This is a genomic window from Rossellomorea sp. ABR4_012 (genome assembly GCF_056159545.1).
The window spans coordinates 951,529-968,329 of the sequence record NZ_JBSWVK010000001.1 but is presented as its reverse complement, the minus strand read 5'-3'; the positions used below and the strand labels follow the sequence as shown (position 1 = coordinate 968,329).

Genomic DNA, 16,801 nt, shown 5'->3' with positions numbered 1-16,801 from the left:
GGTCAATTTCTTACTTTCTATAATACCCGATAATTGTTTCACTAGTGTTACAACAGATTTAAAACGGTATTACGGAATTGTTAATTTTGACGAATTTTTATTAATAGTGAATCGAATTTTGCAGGAATTTGTATAAAACTCCGTGAATGAACATTCATATGCATGAATGGTTATTCTTAAAAGTCATACTTTTTCATGATTTGATCTGCCATCAGTTCATATCCTTTCCCATTCGGATGGAGGGAATCATGGAAGTATTGCTCTTTATCCTTCCCCTTGAATAATGGATTGGAAGATACATATTTTACTTTCCCGTGCTTCTTCACTTCTTTTACGATCGTTTGATTCCATTCATCGACATACGCTTCGATTTTATCACTATCTTTGTCTGGATAAGGATTATAAAGCCCAATTACCAGGATCTCTGCGTCCTCATTCGTTTCTTCAAGCATATCCAGAATGAAGTTCAGGTTATCCACATACTCTTGTTTTGCTTCCATGATTTTATCATGTTGGAGGGGGACTAAATCTCCTCCATTACTTTTGATCAAATCATTGGTTCCGATGTTCAAGATAAATACATCTGCTTCGGATAAGTCCTCAGCCACACTCGGTTTCATCAGCTGCTTTTGAAGGCCCGATGATTTTTGGCCTGGAATCCCGAGGTTCTGAAACTGGTAACTTTCTTTCGTATTCTTCTCGTTCACCTTTTCTTCAAGGCGGCCGATATAGCCTGTATCCTTGTCATCCCCATAACCATACGTCAGCGAATCTCCGAGGGCGATGACCCTTTTCTTCGATTCAGACTTGCTCTCTTCTGCAAAGAAACTGAAGTAGATGACAGGTATAAGTGCCAATACCATGATTGGGATGATGATTTTCCATTTTGACATTGATGATCATACCTTCCTGGTCTGTGCTGCCGTTCATGCTGTGTTTATTCCCTTTTGGCGGGGGTGTAATCCTGTATATTTTTGGTACCAACTTCGACTGTTCCTTTGTGCTGCAGACATTTGCTCTTCTGAGGCAGGATATGCGTTTCTCGACCTCCCGTCTGCCGGGTCAATCTATGAGTTTTGGTGACTATTCAACGAGAAATAGCCTTTATTCTATGAGTTTGAGGGTTTATTCTATGAGAAACCTGAATTAATCTATGAGAAATCCGGCATAATCTCTCATTTTTCCAATTAACACCTTTTAAAGCAACAACAAAAAAGACAAACTCCCCCAATAGAGTTTGCCTCTCCTCCTGGAATCCATCAATTCTTCTGGATTCCGAACCGTGCGTTTATTTGGCCCCTGATCATTTTCTGTTTCGCTTCTTGTCTCTCTTTTTTGGTCAGTTCGTACTTGATTTCTTTGGTTGTGACGCCTTCTTCTCTATGGTCCGCAATTTCCATTAATCGTTCTACGTCGTTGAAAGAGTATTTCCGGTATCCCCGGTTGGTCCGTTCTGGGAAGATAAGGTTCTTTTCTTCGTAGTACCTGATTTTTCTTTCTGTCAGGCCTGTTAATTCACTGACTACGCCGATCGAGATCACTTTTTTATCCTTATAGGAAGATTCCTGTCCCACACTACCCTCCTCCTCTTTGCTTCATTATACATGGATTGGCAGGTAACTTGAGGTTTATGTAAGAAAGTCTGACAAACAATCTTTTATTTGATAGGAAACCTGACAAAGTTGCGGAATGTATGCCTGGAAGGTTTTACAATGAAACTACGCTAACTAAAGGAGTGAATGCTATGCCATTTTTAAGAGAAGCTGTCCAGAAGCAGCGCGAGCATTTTATTCGTCTCATAGTGCAAAATGGAGTTGCGGAAGGTCCGGAAGTGGAAAAATGGACGCTGACCGAATTGATTGCGATTTACGATAAGCACCTCAGAAAATAATAAAAAAGCCTTGGGGTTCGTTTCCCAAGGCTTTATCTATTAAACGTGTTTAACTTTTTCCTTCAATTCTTCTACATAGTGCTGGGCTGCCTGAGCCGCGATGCTTCCGTCACCTGTTGCCGTAACGATTTGACGAAGTTCTTTTTCACGTACGTCGCCTGCTGCGAAGATACCAGGGACTTTCGTTTCCATTTGTTCATTGGTCAAGATGTAGCCCATGTCATTGGTGATGCCAAGGTTTTGGAATGGTTTCGTCAATGGAATCATTCCGATGTAGATGAAGACACCATCCGTTTGGAAGTCTGTTTCTTCGCCGTTCTCAGTTGAAACAAGCGTGACGCTGCCAACCTTGCCTTCTTTATCATTGATTTCCTTCACTGTGTGATTCCAGATAAAATCAACTTTTTCGTTATCGAATGCACGCTGCTGAAGGATCTTCTGCGCACGAAGTTCGTCGCGTCGGTGAACGATTGTCACTTTGTTCGCGAATCTTGTGAGGTACACGCCCTCTTCGACTGCAGAGTCTCCTCCGCCTACGACTACAAGGTCTTTCCCTTTGAAGAATGCCCCGTCACAAACGGCACAGTAAGATACTCCGCGTCCGCCAAGTTCTTTTTCACCAGGCACGCCGATTTTCTTATATTCGGCACCTGTTGAAAGGATGACAGCACGTGCCTTGTATTCCTTCGATCCCGCTTTGACAAGCTTGTAATCGCCCTCGTCGACGATTTCCTTGATGTCTCCGTATGCGTATTCCGCACCGAATTTCTTCGCATGATCAAACATTTTATTCGACAGGTCCGGACCAAGTATATGGTCGAAGCCTGGATAGTTTTCCACTTCTTCCGTGTTTGCCATTTGTCCGCCCGGCACACCTCTTTCAAGCATCAGCGTTGAAAGGCTTGCACGTGACGTATATACAGCCGCGGTCATTCCAGCAGGACCGGCACCGGCGATAATGACGTCATAGATTTTTTCTTCTGACATTCTAAATTACTCCTTCCGATACGTTCTTCTAAGCAAGTTTTTTATATTCCCTATATAGTATTTACTGTCTATCCCTATCCTATAAAAAACAGGGTTGTATCGTCCAAAAATATGCTCATGGAAGGTAGCTTTCCACCACGGAAATATATTTAGTCAGCGTGCTTGCAGAAACACTGTAGCTGTCGCACACCTGCTTCTTTGTCACCTTTTCATTTCTAAGGCGGTTCCATACATAGTCTGCTGCCGCCGCAAATGCTTTTGTATTCTTGAATGTCTCACGCTCTTTCAAGCCCCGGTATGCAACCGTGAACCATGTAAGGAACAAACCGGAATCAACGCTTGAAATCGGGTGATGGGAATCATATAGATGAAGCGCGACCTCATGCATATTCTTGATTTCCTGATTCACCTTCATCGAGGTATTCCCATTGGTGTTCAGTACATGGGCAAGGTACACCTTTTCGACAATCGACAGTTCCTCCACCTCACAAAAATCGGCATGTGTAAGCACCGACTTCTGATGTTCCGACACGGAAGTAAGGAAAAGGCCGAATAGCTTCTCTTCTGTATAGTCACTTTGAAGCTTCTTTAAAATCGATGTGACGTGATTCTCAAATCCTGAAGCACGGTTATCATTCCAAGGCTCGTTCCCCTCTTTTTCAGGGTTGAGCTCGATAACCTTTTTCCAGGCATTGCGCGCTGTCTGATGGTGCCCGGTTTCATATGCTGAATGGGACAGCCAATAGTAATAGCTCGCATCTCCTTCAAACCCGATCTTCTGCAGCGACTTCAACCACTCATATGCTTTTTCGGATTGACCGATCAATGCGAAGGTCGCCCCAAGCTTGAAACGATGTTCATGCAGTAACGGACGGACCTTTTCAAGCCCCGCGACCAACTCATCCAGTTCGGCATTCCTCTTTTGATAAAAATAAAAAACAGCCGTGTTGCAAAGCGCATGAAGATTTCCCGGATTCTTCTCGAGCACCTCTTCAAGTGTGGCAGAAGCTTGATCGACATCACCCAAGTAGAAATACGCAAGTGCAAGATTATTATAAGCAGACCAGAATTCCGGATATTCTTCGATCACTTTTTTCAAAGTCTCAACGGCTTTTTGAAAATGACCTGATTCCAGCAGGTCCTTTGCCTTCTCCTGCTGCATGATCAAATCATCGTGTTCATATAAATCTTCCACAGTCAGATCGGAATCGAGTTCCAGCAATTCAAGGAGATCCTCGGCATCCTCGATGAACTCGCCATGTTCCTCTTTATCCAGATAAACGCTCACATGGTCATACGCTTCCTTGAACAACCCTAAATGCGCATAATTATTGGCCAAAAAATAATGGCATTCCGTCATATGCGGATCCAGATTGTTAAGGATTTCATTCAGCAATTCATTCGCGTGCTTGAACTCGCCAAGCTCTGTATAGACAATCGATAACTGACACGCAATCATCGGCTCTAAAGGTTCCAATTGAAACGCTCTATTCAAATATTTTAACGACCGCTTAAGCTCGCGGCGCTGATAAGCTTTCATTCCCTTGTTGTAGTAATACTCACCTGTCGGGACAAAAGACAACACCTTAGCTTGCTCACTTCTTAATTTTGACCCTTTTCTCATCAAAGTCCTCCGAAACGTTCATAGTATAACTAAGATAGTATAACATACAACATAGTTGGACTAAACTACCATATTTTGAGGGGGTGGGAGTTTCGTCGGGGGATGCAGGGGGAGGAGGTTTGATGAAGACAGGGATTTTTCGACATGCGGCGCAATTATCAAGATTCTTGCGCAATAATCTGGATTCCGGCGCAATTATGTGGAAATTGGCGCAATAATCTGGATTCCGGCGCAATTATATAGAAATAGGCGCAATCCCGCTCTTCAATAAAGAATACACTCTAGCAGACCTCCACTATTCAGGAACAATTTTGAGGAAATCATACCATTCAGATCCATCTCAAAAGAAATCTTATCAATTTCGTTCAGAAAACACATAAAAGGGACGGGCTTCAACTGACTGAAGGCCCGCCCCTCTCCAAAAATCATTATTTATTATGCCGCTCCACAAGAACCCCGAGGACTTCTTCCAACGGAAGTTCCTGTTCGCGCAGCAGCACCAATACGTGATAGAGCAGATCTGCCACTTCCCATTTCAGTTCCTCTGCGTCCCTGTTTTTCGCCGCGATGATCACTTCGGATGCCTCTTCGCCTACTTTTTTCAGGATCTTGTCGACTCCTTCTTCGAACAGGTAGGTGGTGTAGGCGCCTTCCGGACGTTCTTTTTGTCGGTCGGCGATGAGTGCTTCAAGCGTCAGCAGTATGTTTTCCTCAGACTCAGAAGTCTCAGGTCGGGTGGTGCTATCTTCGGACACCTTCTCATGGAAGCAGCTCTCCTCACCCTTATGGCAGGCCGGGCCTTTTTTATCCACGACGACGAGAAGCGCATCCTTATCGCAATCCCAGACGATGCTCTTGACCGTCTGCGTATTGCCGCTCGTTCCGCCTTTGTGCCAGAGCTCTTGGCGGGACCGTGAGTAGAACCAGGTCTCGCCTGTTTCAAGCGTCTTCGCCAAAGATGTCTCATTCATATAAGCCAACGTCAGGACCTCCTTGGTATCCGCATCCTGGATGATTGCCGGCACCAGGCCTTTTTCATCGTATTTTACGTCACTAATCCAGTCGTTGTTCGTCATCGTACATGCACCTCCTGCTCTTTAAGGTAACTCTTCACTTCTTCTATGCTCGTTTCTTTGTAGTGGAAAATGGACGCTGCGAGGGCTGCATCGGCTTTCCCCTCAGTAAACACTTCTTTAAAATGTTCTGCATTGCCGGCTCCGCCCGAAGCGATGACCGGGATCGAGACAGCCTCGCTTACAGCTTTCGTCAACGCAACATTGAATCCTTTTTTCTCTCCGTCGCTGTCCATGGATGTCAGCAGGATTTCTCCGGCACCAAGCTCTTCAACCTGCTTGGCCCACTCCACTGCATCGAGGTCGCGAAGCTTTCGTCCGCCGTGCGTGTAGACTTTCCAGCCTTCGCTTTCTGCGTCAAACTTCGCATCGATTGCGACCACGATACATTGTGATCCGAAATACTGTGCCCCTTCACGGACCAGTTCAGGGCGCAGAACGGCTGCAGTGTTCAAGGAAACCTTGTCGGCACCGGCTCTTAAAATAGCTTTCATATCCTCAACAGCATTGATGCCCCCGCCGACTGTAAAGGGGATGGCGAGTTCCGCCGCCACATGCCGGACGACTTCGACCATCGTTTTCCTGCCTTCATGGGAAGCCGATATATCTAAAAAGACAAGTTCATCTGCACCCTGTCTATCATAGACTTTGGCAAGCTCAACCGGGTCTCCGGCATCCCGCAGTTCCACGAATTGAACGCCTTTTACTACACGTCCGTCTTTTACATCAAGGCAGGGAATGATCCGTTTTGTCAGCATGATTCCTTCACCTCTTTTAGCGCTTCAGCGACAGTGAACTTGCCGGTATAAAGAGATTTTCCGCAAATTGCACCGGAAACTCCCTGCTCACTCAATTTTTTTAGAGCAGCCAGGTCTTCCAAAGAACTGACTCCTCCGGATGCAATGACTGATTTTCCCGTTTCCCTGGCAAGCTCGACTACCGCTTCGACGTTCGGTCCGGAAAGCATGCCGTCTGTCGCGATATCGGTGAAAATGAACGTTTCCGCTCCGGCTGCAGCCAATTCTTTTCCTAGGTCGACCGCCTTTAAGGAGGATGTTTCGATCCAGCCGTGCGTGGCGACATAGCCATCCTTGGCGTCGAGTCCTATCACAATCTTGTCACCGCCGTATGCCGCCAGCCATTCTTTCACCAATGCCGTGTTGGACACAGCGATGCTGCCGATGATGACGCGGTCGACACCCTGGTTGAGATAGTGCTCGATATCTTCTGCCGAACGGATCCCTCCGCCGATTTGGACTTTGGCGTCCAGTTTTTCAGCAACGGCAACGACGAATTCATCGTTGATCCGCGTGCCTTCCTTTGCTCCGTCGAGATCGACCATATGGATCCATTCCGCGCCTTCATCCGAGAATTTTTTTGCCATATCAAAAGGGGAGTCGCCGTAGACCGTCTCCTGATTGTAGTCGCCTTGAATCAATCGTACACATTTTCCGCCGCGCATATCGATGGCGGGATAGATTGTAAAACTCATGAGACTGCCTCCGATTCTTTCACTCGTTTTGTGAAGTTTTCCAGTAGCTGCATGCCCAATTGTCCACTTTTTTCAGGGTGGAACTGCATACCGTAAATGTTAGCTTTGCTGACGACCGCCGGGATTTCAACGCCTGCGTAGTCTGCAGTCGCTGTCAGTACTTCTTCAGAACCTTGTACATAGTAGGAATGAACGAAATAGACATAGCCTTCTACCAATCCGTCAAGAAGGTGGGATTCTTTTTTAAACGAAAGATGGTTCCATCCCATATGAGGGACTTTATATTCGTTTCCTTCATTGTCCCGCTTGGGGATATGGATGACTTCGCCGGGAAGCAGGCCGAGGCCCGGTGTACGGCCGTTTTCTTCACTTTTTTCAAAAAGAAGCTGCATCCCGAGGCAAATCCCGAGCAGCGGCTTTCCGCTGTCTGCAAAGGTCAGGATCGTCTCTTTCAGATGAGTGGACTCTAGGAGGTTCATGGCGTCCTTATAGGCGCCGACTCCAGGTAAAATCAAACCGTCTGCTTCGAGCAGTTTTTCACGGTCGTCACTGATAAAATAAGGGACGTTCAGCCGCTCGAGCGCTTTGCTGACTGAGAACAGATTTCCCATTCCGTAATCTGCGATGCCGATCATGAGTTACAACATCCCCTTTGTGGAAGGAATTCCTTTGACCCGCGGGTCGATGGTCGTCGCTTCATCAAGCGCACGGCCGAGTGCCTTGAATATCGCCTCTATGATGTGATGCGTGTTGTGGCCGTAATGAACGATGATATGAAGGTTCATCCTTGCCTCAAGCGCAAGCTTCCAAAGGAATTCGTGGACGTTTTCTGTGTCGAACGTACCGACTTTCTGGCTTGGAAGATCCGCCCTGAATTCCAGATGCGGACGGTTGCTGAGATCGACGACGACCGTTGCCAGCGCTTCATCCATCGGAACCATCGCCGAACCGTAACGCTTGATGCCTTTCTTGTCGCCAAGGGCCTTCACGAGTGCCTGTCCAAGGCAGATCCCGATATCCTCCGTCGTGTGGTGGTCATCCACCTCCGTATCTCCATTCGCATCGATCTTGCAGTCAAACTGGCCATGCTTCGTGAACAAATCCAGCATATGGCTCATGAACGGAACACCCGTCTCAATCTCCGAATTCCCTTCACCATCTACTCCAAAACTCAAACGGATATCCGTCTCATTCGTCTTCCTCACAATCTCCGCTCTTCTCTCCATCGCTGCTTCACTCCTTTAAAGTACCGAGGGACGGGCGTTTAGCGCACTAAAGCGTCAGTCCCTCTTTTTGAATCGTATTTCGACTGCACGGGCGTGGGCTTCGAGGCCTTCGAGCCGCGCAAGTTTCGCTATTTTATCTACATTTTCCTTCAGTGCTCTTTCGCTGTAGGAAATGATGCTTGATTTTTTCATGAATTCATCGACGTTCAAGGGACTTGAGAATCGTGCCGTCCCGTTTGTCGGCAATACGTGATTCGGTCCTGCAAAATAGTCGCCGACCGGTTCCGAGCTGTATCGTCCCAGGAAAATGGCTCCGGCATGGCGTATCCCGGCCATCGTTTCGAACGGATCTGCCGTCAGGATTTCCAGGTGCTCAGGGGCCAGCCGGTTGACCAGCTCAACAGCCTTTTCCATATCGGTAACCACATAGATCGCCCCGAAATCGCCGATGGACTGCCGGGCGATGTCCTCGCGTGGCAGCGTCGATAATTGCCGCTCGACTTCCCTCGATACGTTTTCGGCAAGTTCTTCACATGTCGTAATGAGAACCGCAGATGCCAGTGCATCATGTTCAGCCTGCGACAACAAATCTGCCGCTATTTCATCCGCATGCTGGTCTCCGTCCGCCAGCACGACGATTTCACTCGGACCGGCAATCATATCGATATCCACGTCTCCAAACACTTCCCGTTTGGCGAGTGCCACAAAGATGTTCCCTGGACCGGTGATTTTATCAACCGGAGAAATCGTCTCCGTTCCATACGCCAATGCGGCCACTGCCTGGGCACCGCCGACTTTATAGATTTCCTCCACTCCGGCGATCTTTGCGGCGACGAGCACGCCCGGTGACAGCTTGCCGTCTTTTCCAGGCGGCGAGACCATCGAGATCCGTTCGACCCCGGCCACTTTTGCTGGCATCACGTTCATCAATACGGAAGATGGGTATGCCGCCGTTCCACCCGGTACATACACTCCGACCGAATCAAGGGGAGTCAGCTTCTGTCCGAGCATCGTGCCGTCCGGCTGAGTGGTGAACCAGGAGGACTGCTTTTGCTTTTCATGGAACGCCCTGATATTATCTGCCGCTTCCTGGATTACTTTGATCATTTCCGTGTCCATGTCCGCAAAGGCATTAGCGATTTCCTCTTCGGATACGCTGAGATCCTCTATTAAAACCCCATCGAATTTTTCAGTGTATCCAGTCAGGGCGGTGTTCCCTTTTTCACGGACAGCTGCGATGATTTCCTGAACGGCTTTGCGCTGTTCTTCGGTTCCGCTGTCGACTGAGCGCTTAATCGACGCACCTTCGACCTCTCTGATAATCTTCATTCATTCCACCAGCCTTTATAAAAAAAGTTCCTTAACCTTCAATAATCCGGGTCAGCCTTGCCACAAGGTCCTCGATTTTCTCGTCCTTCATCCTGTAGCTGACCGGGTTCACAATCAGTCTTGAGGTGATGTCCACTATCGTTTCGTATTCCACGAGGCCGTTTTCCTTCAGCGTCCTCCCCGTTGATACGATGTCGACGATCCTGTCGGCGAGGCCGATCAGCGGCGCAAGTTCGATGGAACCGTTTAGCTTGATGATTTCCACCTGCTCACCTTGTTCCCTGAAGTAGGATGAAGCCACGTTCGGATATTTGGTCGCGATTTTCGGAGCCACATCGTTCATTTTTGTATCGGTAAGTCCTGCAACAGCCAGGTAGCAGCCGCTGATCTTGAGGTCGAGCAGTTCATACACATCGCGCTCCTCTTCAAGCATCACGTCTTTCCCCGCGATCCCAAGGTCCGCGACTCCATGCTCGACATACGTCGGTACATCCATTGGTTTTGCTAAAATAAACCGCAGATCCTCCTGCGGCACTTCGATGATCAGTTTTCTTGAATCATCAAATTCCGGAGGCAGATCATAATTCGCTTTTCTTAAAAGTTCAAGCGCTTCTTCAAAAATCCTGCCTTTTGGCATGGCAATCGTCAAACTGCTCATCGATTTTCACCACCATTTCCGTTCCGGTCCTGTCCCACGACAAAGTGAACATTGCTGAACCCTTTTGTAAATTCATCCACGTCACCGACACCCTTCCAGTTCTGAAGGACAACTTCTTTCCCTTCGCTCCTAAGCTCTGATGCAAGCGTGATCGCTTCTTTTCTGCGTTCGTCACTGAACAGCACGCATTCCTGCTCGGATGAGGTTAATTCGACCCTCATCGCTTCAAGTACATAATCAAGGCGCAGTCCAAACCCGGTCGCCCCGGAAGTTTTGCCGAACTTCTCGAGTAGCTTGTCATAGCGGCCGCCATTCCCGATCGCGAACCCGACATTTTCACCGTACACTTCAAACAGGATGCCGGAGTAGTAACTCATGTGACTGACAAGACTGAGATCGAATTTGATATACCGTTCGACTCCGTAATCTTTTAAGATGCTCCATAGTTCTTTTAACTGTTCCAGTGCCTGCAGTCCTTTTTCGCCTTCTAAAAGGGAGTGGGCTTCACCGAATACATTGTCAGACCCTCTCAGTTTCAAAAAGCTGAACAAACGCTGTTTATCGATGGAGGAAAGCGTCAGTTCGTTCACATGCTGACGGTATCCAACATAGTTTTTCTCGTATAGAAATCTTCTTAACGTATTGGCTCTTTCTTCGGTTCCGACAATCTGAGTGAATAGTTCCTGAACAAAACCGATATGGCCGATCGATATTTTAAAATTGTCGAGGCCCGCTTCCTTTAACACAGACACCATAAGCGCAATCACTTCAGCGTCTGCACTGACGGAGTCATCCCCGATGCATTCGATGCCCACCTGTTCAAATTCCGCCGGGCGTCCTCCTTCCCGCTGCTGTGCGCGGAATACGCTGTTTGAGTATGCAAGCCTGAGCGGCGTCCTGTCCTTCAGGAGTTTTGATGCAGCAATGCGGGCGATGGGAGCCGTCATATCCGGCCGCAGTACGAGCGTGTGCCCCTGCTGATCCAGCAGTTTGAAAAGCTGCTGATCGAGGATGGCAGACGCGTCCCCCACAGTTTCGTAGTATTCAAGCGATGGCGTCTCGATGAATTTGTAGCCCCAGCGCTTCATCGCACCTTCCATTTTCTTTTTCGTACCATCTTTTATCTCATATAAATCAGGAAATGTGTCTCTCATTCCCAACGGCTTCTCGAACATGAATAGCTTCGTCATAAGAACCACCTTCGGCAAATTGAATATTGATTATTCTCCCCTATCACAAGGGCTGTTACTAATAGTTGATTATTCCGAAATCCTTTAGTTCGCTAATGTGCTAATAAAATAAAGTTATTAGTTAGTTTAGCTTTTCTTGTTTTATTCGTCAACCGTTATGGGGTGATTTTTTGGCGGGGAATGGGTTGAGAAGAAGAGCTGGGTGGGTATGGGACTTAGAGAAAATTCGACAGGTGGTGAAATGTGTACGTGGGTGCATGCGTTCAACGAATCTTCGACAAGTTGCGCAATAAATGGGATTCTTGCGCAATAAGTCCAAAAGCAGCGCAATTACAAAAATTCTGGCGCAATTCATTTTTTTCTGGCGCAATTCCTGAAAAACCGGCGCAATTATCAATAGAAGCAGTGAATTTTTCTAACTGACACAGTAGAAAAATCTTCTTCAAACCCATTTTCACCTTCCCACAACTGCTTTGTAGTATTTACGAACGTAGAAATGGCCATTTGCTGATCGAACTGCCAAGCTTTTTAACAAAACAAAAAGACAAAAACAGATTTTCTCAATCTATCTTTGCCTTTTCCCGTAATATTCGATTTTCAATCCGATTCTTATACGTAAAACTTTGCCAGCGAGATCATTTCACTAATTGCCGATTCTTCCGATGCTCCAGTACGGCATGGTTCATCCTTCTGAGCGCCATGTCAATCCGCTCTTTCGGACAAGCGATATTCATCCGGACAAAAGATTGTCCGCTTTCCCCGAACTTGAAACCTTCGTCGAATTTGACCCGGGCTTTTTCAAGGAAGAAGGCGCACAGTTCTTCACCGGACATCCCCAGTTCCCTGCAGTCGATCCATATCAGATGGGTTGCCTGCGGCACGATCGCTTTCAACTCGGGCAGATGCTGATCCAGATAATTGAGGACGTACTGCTTATTATCCTCAAGCACCATCAACAGCTCTTTTAGCCAAGGCTCTCCTTCCTCATAAGCTGCAATGGTTCCTTCGATTCCGAACACATTCGGTCTCATGAGGCCGAAACCTGTCAGCTTTTCATTGTACTGTTCCCTGAGCTCCTTGTTGGGAATGAGGAGAATGGATGTTTGAAGGCCAGCTATATTAAAGGTTTTACTCGGTGCTGCACAAAGGATGCTGTTCTCTCTCAAGCTTTCCTCCGCTTTAAATAAAGGCATATGTTCATGCCCCCCGTAGACGAGGTCTCCATGCATTTCATCTGAGATGATCCATAGATCATTCCGTTTGGCGATCTCGCCGATTCTCTTTAATTCTTCATGTGACCACACTCTGCCGACCGGATTATGAGGGCTGCAAAGAATGAGTAGTTTTGTTTCTGGCTGACTGGCCTTTTTTTCCAGATCGTCAAAATCTATCAAATAGGTACCGTCCTGGTACATCAATGTATTCTTTATGACTGAACAGCCGTGGTTTTCAATCGTACTATAAAAAGGATAATAGACAGGATCCTGGATGATGACACCGTCTCCCGGTTCCGTCAGCACTGACAATAATACGTTGATCCCAGGTATGATCCCCGGACTGAAGCAAATCCAATCTTTGTTTATCTCCATGTCGAACCGCTTTTTCCACCATGATACGATTGAATCAAAATACCGGTCGCTGAAAGTTGTATATCCATAAATGCCATGGCTGGCTTTTTGATTGAGTGCCTCAACGATGGCCGGCGCTACCTGAAAATCCATGTCGGCAATACACATCGGTATGACATCTTCTTCAGGAAACGACCATTTCACAGAGTGAGTATTTGTTCTCTCGATGCAATCATTCCAATTCATATCCCATGCCCCCCAGTTTGTCTCTGTTCTTACTTTATAACAGATTGAGGTGAGGGGGAATAGTTAATTTATTGTAATGGCCTGTTAAACAACGCTATTGATTTCCGTGCAATACTTCGCTTTCCGCGGGTAGCCCGTGAGCCTCCTCGGTAAGCCTGCGGGTAGAAAAGCGGAGGGGCTTTGCCTAGAGGCGGTTGGCATAAGGCGAATCGTCCACGAAGGCGTTTTTTGCCTTCTTGGACGAGTTGACTTATGGCATGTGCCTCTAAGCCCCAGAGCTAGACAAGTCTCACATAAGCTACTCTTCCCGCAGGAGTCTACGTCTTGCACTCCAATCAACCGCTGGAACCAGCTAAAATCGCCCACAATCATTAAGATTGTCTCCTAAGTAAAAAAAGCAAAGACAGATTCCATGGAATCCTTCTTTGCTTTTCAATCTAATCTTCAGTTTTCAACCCATAAATTTCATCGTCATGCCAGCGTTCGGCGAGTTGCTCTTTGGTGTAGATGACACGCATGGGGTTTCCTCCGACGAATGCTCCCGGCGGCACGTCTTTATGGACAAGGGTGCCGGCCGATACGATGGCTCCGTCGCCAATCTTCACCCCCGGCAAGATCGTCGTGTTCGCCCCGATCATGACTTCCGAGCCAATTTCCACATCACCGAGGCGGTATTCTTTGATCAAATACTCGTGTGCAAGGATCGTGGTGTTGTAGCCGATGACGGTGTTTTTGCCGACGGAAATTTTTTCAGGGAACATGACGTCGAGCATGACCATGAGGGCGAAGGATGTCTGTTCACCGATGTTCATTCTCAGAAATGTTTTATACAGCCAGTTCTTCATGCCGAGAAACGGGGTGTAGCGCGCCGCCTGGATGACGATGAAGTTTCTGACGACTTTCCAGAATGGCACGGTTTTATAGACATGCCAGAGTGAATTGGCACCTGTCACCGGGTAGCGTGTCGTTTTTCTCATGCTGTCGGCACTCCGACCGCCTTTAGTAAGTCAGGCATCGTTTCGAGCATGAAGTCCGGTTCGTAATGTGCAAGATGCTCGCGGCCTTTCGCACTCCATGCGACACCTGCCGAGAGGACGCCTGCATTTTTTCCCGCCAGAATATCATGATGGTTGTCCCCGACCATGATTGCTTCCTCAGGTAAAGCGTCCAATTCTTTCAAGGCTTTCTCGATTGGTTCCGGATGAGGCTTCGCGTTCTCCACTTCATCCAGGGTGATCACCACGTCGAAAAATTGGCGGAGGTTCATCAAATCAAGCCCTTTCAGCACGACATGACGCACCTTTGTTGAGACGATGGCGAGCTTAAAACCCTGTTTGTAAAGTGTTTCAACCGTTTCATAAACGCCTTCAAATTCGGTTACAAGCTCGTCATGGTGCTCGTGGTTGAATGCACGGTAGTGGGCACACATTTCTTCGACTTTATCCGGATTCAACCCTCCGAATGATTCCTCGAGAGGCGGCCCCATAAAAGGGAGCACATCCCGTTCCGTGTACTGATCAGGATAATAATGATTCAAAGTGTGAAGGAAGGAAGAGATAATCAGATCATTTGTGTTGATCAGTGTTCCGTCCAGGTCAAACAATACTGTTGTAATTTTGCTCATAGTGATTCTTCCTTTCTTTTTTTGCATCAGCGCGGTTCCAGAAATACGCTACGATCATCGTCAACACAATCGCCGTGACGAGTCGGATGATCAAGAGCGGCAGGACAGGGATTCCAAGCGGGATGAAGATCAACGTGTCCTCGACGACTGCGTGACAGGAGACAAGGAAGATGAAGGCAATCGTAACGTCCTTCTTGCTTACTCCGTCTTCTTTTACCGCCTGGATCATGACGCCTGCCCCGTAGGCAAGTCCGATCACGAGTCCCGCCACCATCGTTGTCGATGTGTTGGCATTCATCCCGAGTGCGCGTGTGGCAGGTGCAAGCCAGCGCGAAAAGACTTCCATCCATCCGAGGTCCTTCATGATCTGAATGATGACCATGAGCGGGATGACGATCAACGCCAGCTGAAGCACACCGTAGCCCGCTTTTTCGAGTCCAAGTAAAAGGATTTCTCCCCACCCTTCAGGCTCTGCCTGCTGTGGAGGCATCATACCGTATTGGGCCATCTCAGAGCCGCCTCTCCATACGAGATTGATGACGACTGCTGAAATGAGGGCCAATCCGATCCGGACCGTGACAATCAGCCAGATTTTCACGCCGACTTTGGCGGCAACCGTCGATTCAATCAACAGATTATGTGAAAATGACAGCATGACTGCAATGATGAAGACTTCCTTGACGGTCAAATCCAGCGACAGGATACCCGCTATTCCAGCATACAGGTTCAGGAAATTACCGAGTACAAGAGGAATGGCGGCGTCTCCCGATAAGCCGATCAGCTTCATGAAGGGCGATATTTTTTCCATCACCCAAGGCAGGACCGGCGTGTATTGCAATACAAATACAATCAGTGTAATGGGAAAAATGACTTTTCCCAGGGACCATGTTGTCTTTAAGCCTGTCAGGCCGCCATTTTTTATCGATGACATCCACATTCTCTCTTCTCCCCTTATCCTTTTGTCTCTTTAACTATTTTATGCCGGGATTTCAGAAAAACAGGGGGCCGCCGTTTTCCTTGCAGCACCCGCTTCTATCTACATATTCACTTCTTCATTGCTTTTATCGCTATAGGCATGGCGGGCCATACCTGACTTTCTTCGATAGATGATCAGTGCAGCAGCGATCGCAATCAACACAAGTGAAATGACTTGTGCGATCCGCAGATGCTCCGTCAGCATCAGGCTGTCCGTTCTCATCCCTTCCACAAAGAAACGGCCGATCGAGTACCAGATCACATAGGACAAGAATAATTCACCGCGGCGCAGGTTCACTTTTCTTCTTAAGACGAGGAGAAGAACAAAGCCCGCGATGTTCCACAGCGATTCATACAGGAACGTCGGGTGATAATAAGTCCCATTTATGTACATCTGATCGATAATGAATGGGGGAAGATAAAGATTCTCCAAGAAGGCACGCGTCACTTCCCCGCCGTGGGCTTCCTGGTTCATGAAGTTCCCCCAGCGGCCGATCGCCTGGCCCAGGATGATACTCGGCGCCGCAATATCAGCCAGCTTCCAGAAGGAAATGCCTTTTATTTTTGCAAAAACAATTGCGGTGATCACAGATCCGATCAGTGCTCCATGAATCGCGATTCCGCCATTCCATACTTTAATGATGTCGCCGGGATTCTGAGAATAGTAATCCCATTCGAATATGACATAGTAGGCTCTTGCCGAAAGGATGGCGATCGGGATCGCCCAAACGAGTAAATCGACAAACGTATCGGGGTGAAGCCCCAGCCGCTTGCTTTCCGATATCGCTAAATATAATCCTAGTGCAATCCCAACTCCGATGATGACGCCGTACCAGTGTACCTGCAAGGGTCCGAGCTGGAATGCGATCGGATCAATGGGTGTGATCGATTGGTTCATGGTTTCGCTCCTCCTGTATG

General features: G+C 47.6%; 19 protein-coding genes. 1 reads left to right on the top strand and 18 read right to left on the bottom strand.

The genetic code is table 11. From position 1 onward, the window contains the following. Positions 1 to 176: 176 nt before the first annotated feature. Positions 177 to 893: a GDSL-type esterase/lipase family protein gene (locus ACXAFV_RS04765; RefSeq protein ID WP_475124804.1), complete on the bottom strand. Its 717-nt coding sequence runs from the start codon at positions 891 to 893 to the stop codon at positions 177 to 179. 366 nt (positions 894 to 1,259) lie between these two features. Further along, on the bottom strand, positions 1,260 to 1,574 hold the full coding sequence (locus ACXAFV_RS04760) for a MerR family transcriptional regulator (RefSeq protein ID WP_175990317.1): 315 nt from the start codon (positions 1,572 to 1,574) through the stop codon (positions 1,260 to 1,262). Between the two features lie 170 nt (positions 1,575 to 1,744). On the opposite strand from ACXAFV_RS04760, the gene ACXAFV_RS04755 reads away from it, so the two are divergent. Further along, positions 1,745 to 1,891, top strand: coding sequence for a hypothetical protein (locus ACXAFV_RS04755; protein WP_475124803.1), 147 nt, complete (start codon positions 1,745 to 1,747; stop codon positions 1,889 to 1,891). 39 nt (positions 1,892 to 1,930) lie between these two features. Here the strand turns inward: ACXAFV_RS04755 and trxB are convergent, their stop codons facing one another. From trxB to lgt, 16 genes are all read right to left on the bottom strand, one after another. After that, on the bottom strand, positions 1,931 to 2,878 hold the full coding sequence (gene trxB / locus ACXAFV_RS04750) for a thioredoxin-disulfide reductase (protein WP_475124802.1): 948 nt from the start codon (positions 2,876 to 2,878) through the stop codon (positions 1,931 to 1,933). A gap of 115 nt (positions 2,879 to 2,993) precedes the next feature. Further along, the gene (locus ACXAFV_RS04745; RefSeq protein ID WP_475124801.1) at positions 2,994 to 4,502 is read right to left on the bottom strand and encodes a tetratricopeptide repeat protein; all 1,509 of its coding nucleotides are present in this window, start codon (positions 4,500 to 4,502) and stop codon (positions 2,994 to 2,996) included. Positions 4,503 to 4,930: 428 nt separating this feature from the next. Continuing rightward, positions 4,931 to 5,578, bottom strand: a complete 648-nt coding sequence (gene hisIE / locus ACXAFV_RS04740; RefSeq protein ID WP_475124799.1) for a bifunctional phosphoribosyl-AMP cyclohydrolase/phosphoribosyl-ATP diphosphatase HisIE — start codon at positions 5,576 to 5,578, stop codon at positions 4,931 to 4,933. Then, complete coding sequence (gene hisF, locus ACXAFV_RS04735; RefSeq protein ID WP_475124797.1) at positions 5,575 to 6,333, bottom strand: imidazole glycerol phosphate synthase subunit HisF; 759 nt, start codon at positions 6,331 to 6,333, stop codon at positions 5,575 to 5,577. The genes hisIE and hisF overlap by 4 nt, the downstream gene beginning before the upstream one ends. Continuing rightward, positions 6,327 to 7,067 (bottom strand): 1-(5-phosphoribosyl)-5-[(5-phosphoribosylamino)methylideneamino]imidazole-4-carboxamide isomerase, encoded by a 741-nt coding sequence (gene hisA, locus ACXAFV_RS04730; RefSeq protein ID WP_475124796.1) that lies wholly within the window; start codon positions 7,065 to 7,067, stop codon positions 6,327 to 6,329. The genes hisF and hisA overlap by 7 nt, the downstream gene beginning before the upstream one ends. Next, positions 7,064 to 7,702, bottom strand: a complete 639-nt coding sequence (gene hisH, locus ACXAFV_RS04725) for an imidazole glycerol phosphate synthase subunit HisH (protein WP_475124795.1) — start codon at positions 7,700 to 7,702, stop codon at positions 7,064 to 7,066. Before hisH ends, hisA begins: the two co-directional genes overlap by 4 nt. A gap of 3 nt (positions 7,703 to 7,705) precedes the next feature. Further along, positions 7,706 to 8,293: an imidazoleglycerol-phosphate dehydratase HisB gene (hisB, locus tag ACXAFV_RS04720; RefSeq protein WP_475124793.1), complete on the bottom strand. Its 588-nt coding sequence runs from the start codon at positions 8,291 to 8,293 to the stop codon at positions 7,706 to 7,708. A 54-nt stretch (positions 8,294 to 8,347) separates the two neighbouring features. Further along, positions 8,348 to 9,622 (bottom strand): histidinol dehydrogenase, encoded by a 1,275-nt coding sequence (hisD, locus tag ACXAFV_RS04715; protein WP_475124792.1) that lies wholly within the window; start codon positions 9,620 to 9,622, stop codon positions 8,348 to 8,350. Positions 9,623 to 9,653: 31 nt separating this feature from the next. Beyond that, a complete protein-coding gene (hisG, locus tag ACXAFV_RS04710) occupies positions 9,654 to 10,280 on the bottom strand; it encodes an ATP phosphoribosyltransferase (protein ID WP_475124790.1) in 627 nt (208 codons plus the stop codon). Beyond that, the gene (locus ACXAFV_RS04705) at positions 10,277 to 11,470 is read right to left on the bottom strand and encodes an ATP phosphoribosyltransferase regulatory subunit (RefSeq protein WP_475124788.1); all 1,194 of its coding nucleotides are present in this window, start codon (positions 11,468 to 11,470) and stop codon (positions 10,277 to 10,279) included. The genes hisG and ACXAFV_RS04705 overlap by 4 nt, the downstream gene beginning before the upstream one ends. Positions 11,471 to 11,733: 263 nt before the next feature. Further along, the gene (locus ACXAFV_RS04700; protein WP_475124786.1) at positions 11,734 to 11,916 is read right to left on the bottom strand and encodes a hypothetical protein; all 183 of its coding nucleotides are present in this window, start codon (positions 11,914 to 11,916) and stop codon (positions 11,734 to 11,736) included. A gap of 189 nt (positions 11,917 to 12,105) precedes the next feature. After that, positions 12,106 to 13,284, bottom strand: a complete 1,179-nt coding sequence (locus tag ACXAFV_RS04695; protein ID WP_475124784.1) for a MalY/PatB family protein — start codon at positions 13,282 to 13,284, stop codon at positions 12,106 to 12,108. A 437-nt stretch (positions 13,285 to 13,721) separates the two neighbouring features. Continuing rightward, a complete protein-coding gene (locus tag ACXAFV_RS04690) occupies positions 13,722 to 14,261 on the bottom strand; it encodes an acyltransferase (protein ID WP_475124782.1) in 540 nt (179 codons plus the stop codon). Continuing rightward, the gene (ppaX, locus tag ACXAFV_RS04685; RefSeq protein ID WP_475124780.1) at positions 14,258 to 14,908 is read right to left on the bottom strand and encodes a pyrophosphatase PpaX; all 651 of its coding nucleotides are present in this window, start codon (positions 14,906 to 14,908) and stop codon (positions 14,258 to 14,260) included. The genes ACXAFV_RS04690 and ppaX overlap by 4 nt, the downstream gene beginning before the upstream one ends. Beyond that, positions 14,880 to 15,845, bottom strand: coding sequence for a nucleoside recognition domain-containing protein (locus ACXAFV_RS04680; RefSeq protein WP_475124779.1), 966 nt, complete (start codon positions 15,843 to 15,845; stop codon positions 14,880 to 14,882). Before ACXAFV_RS04680 ends, ppaX begins: the two co-directional genes overlap by 29 nt. 99 nt (positions 15,846 to 15,944) lie before the next feature. Further along, positions 15,945 to 16,781: a prolipoprotein diacylglyceryl transferase gene (gene lgt, locus ACXAFV_RS04675; protein ID WP_475124778.1), complete on the bottom strand. Its 837-nt coding sequence runs from the start codon at positions 16,779 to 16,781 to the stop codon at positions 15,945 to 15,947. Positions 16,782 to 16,801 lie beyond the last annotated feature (20 nt).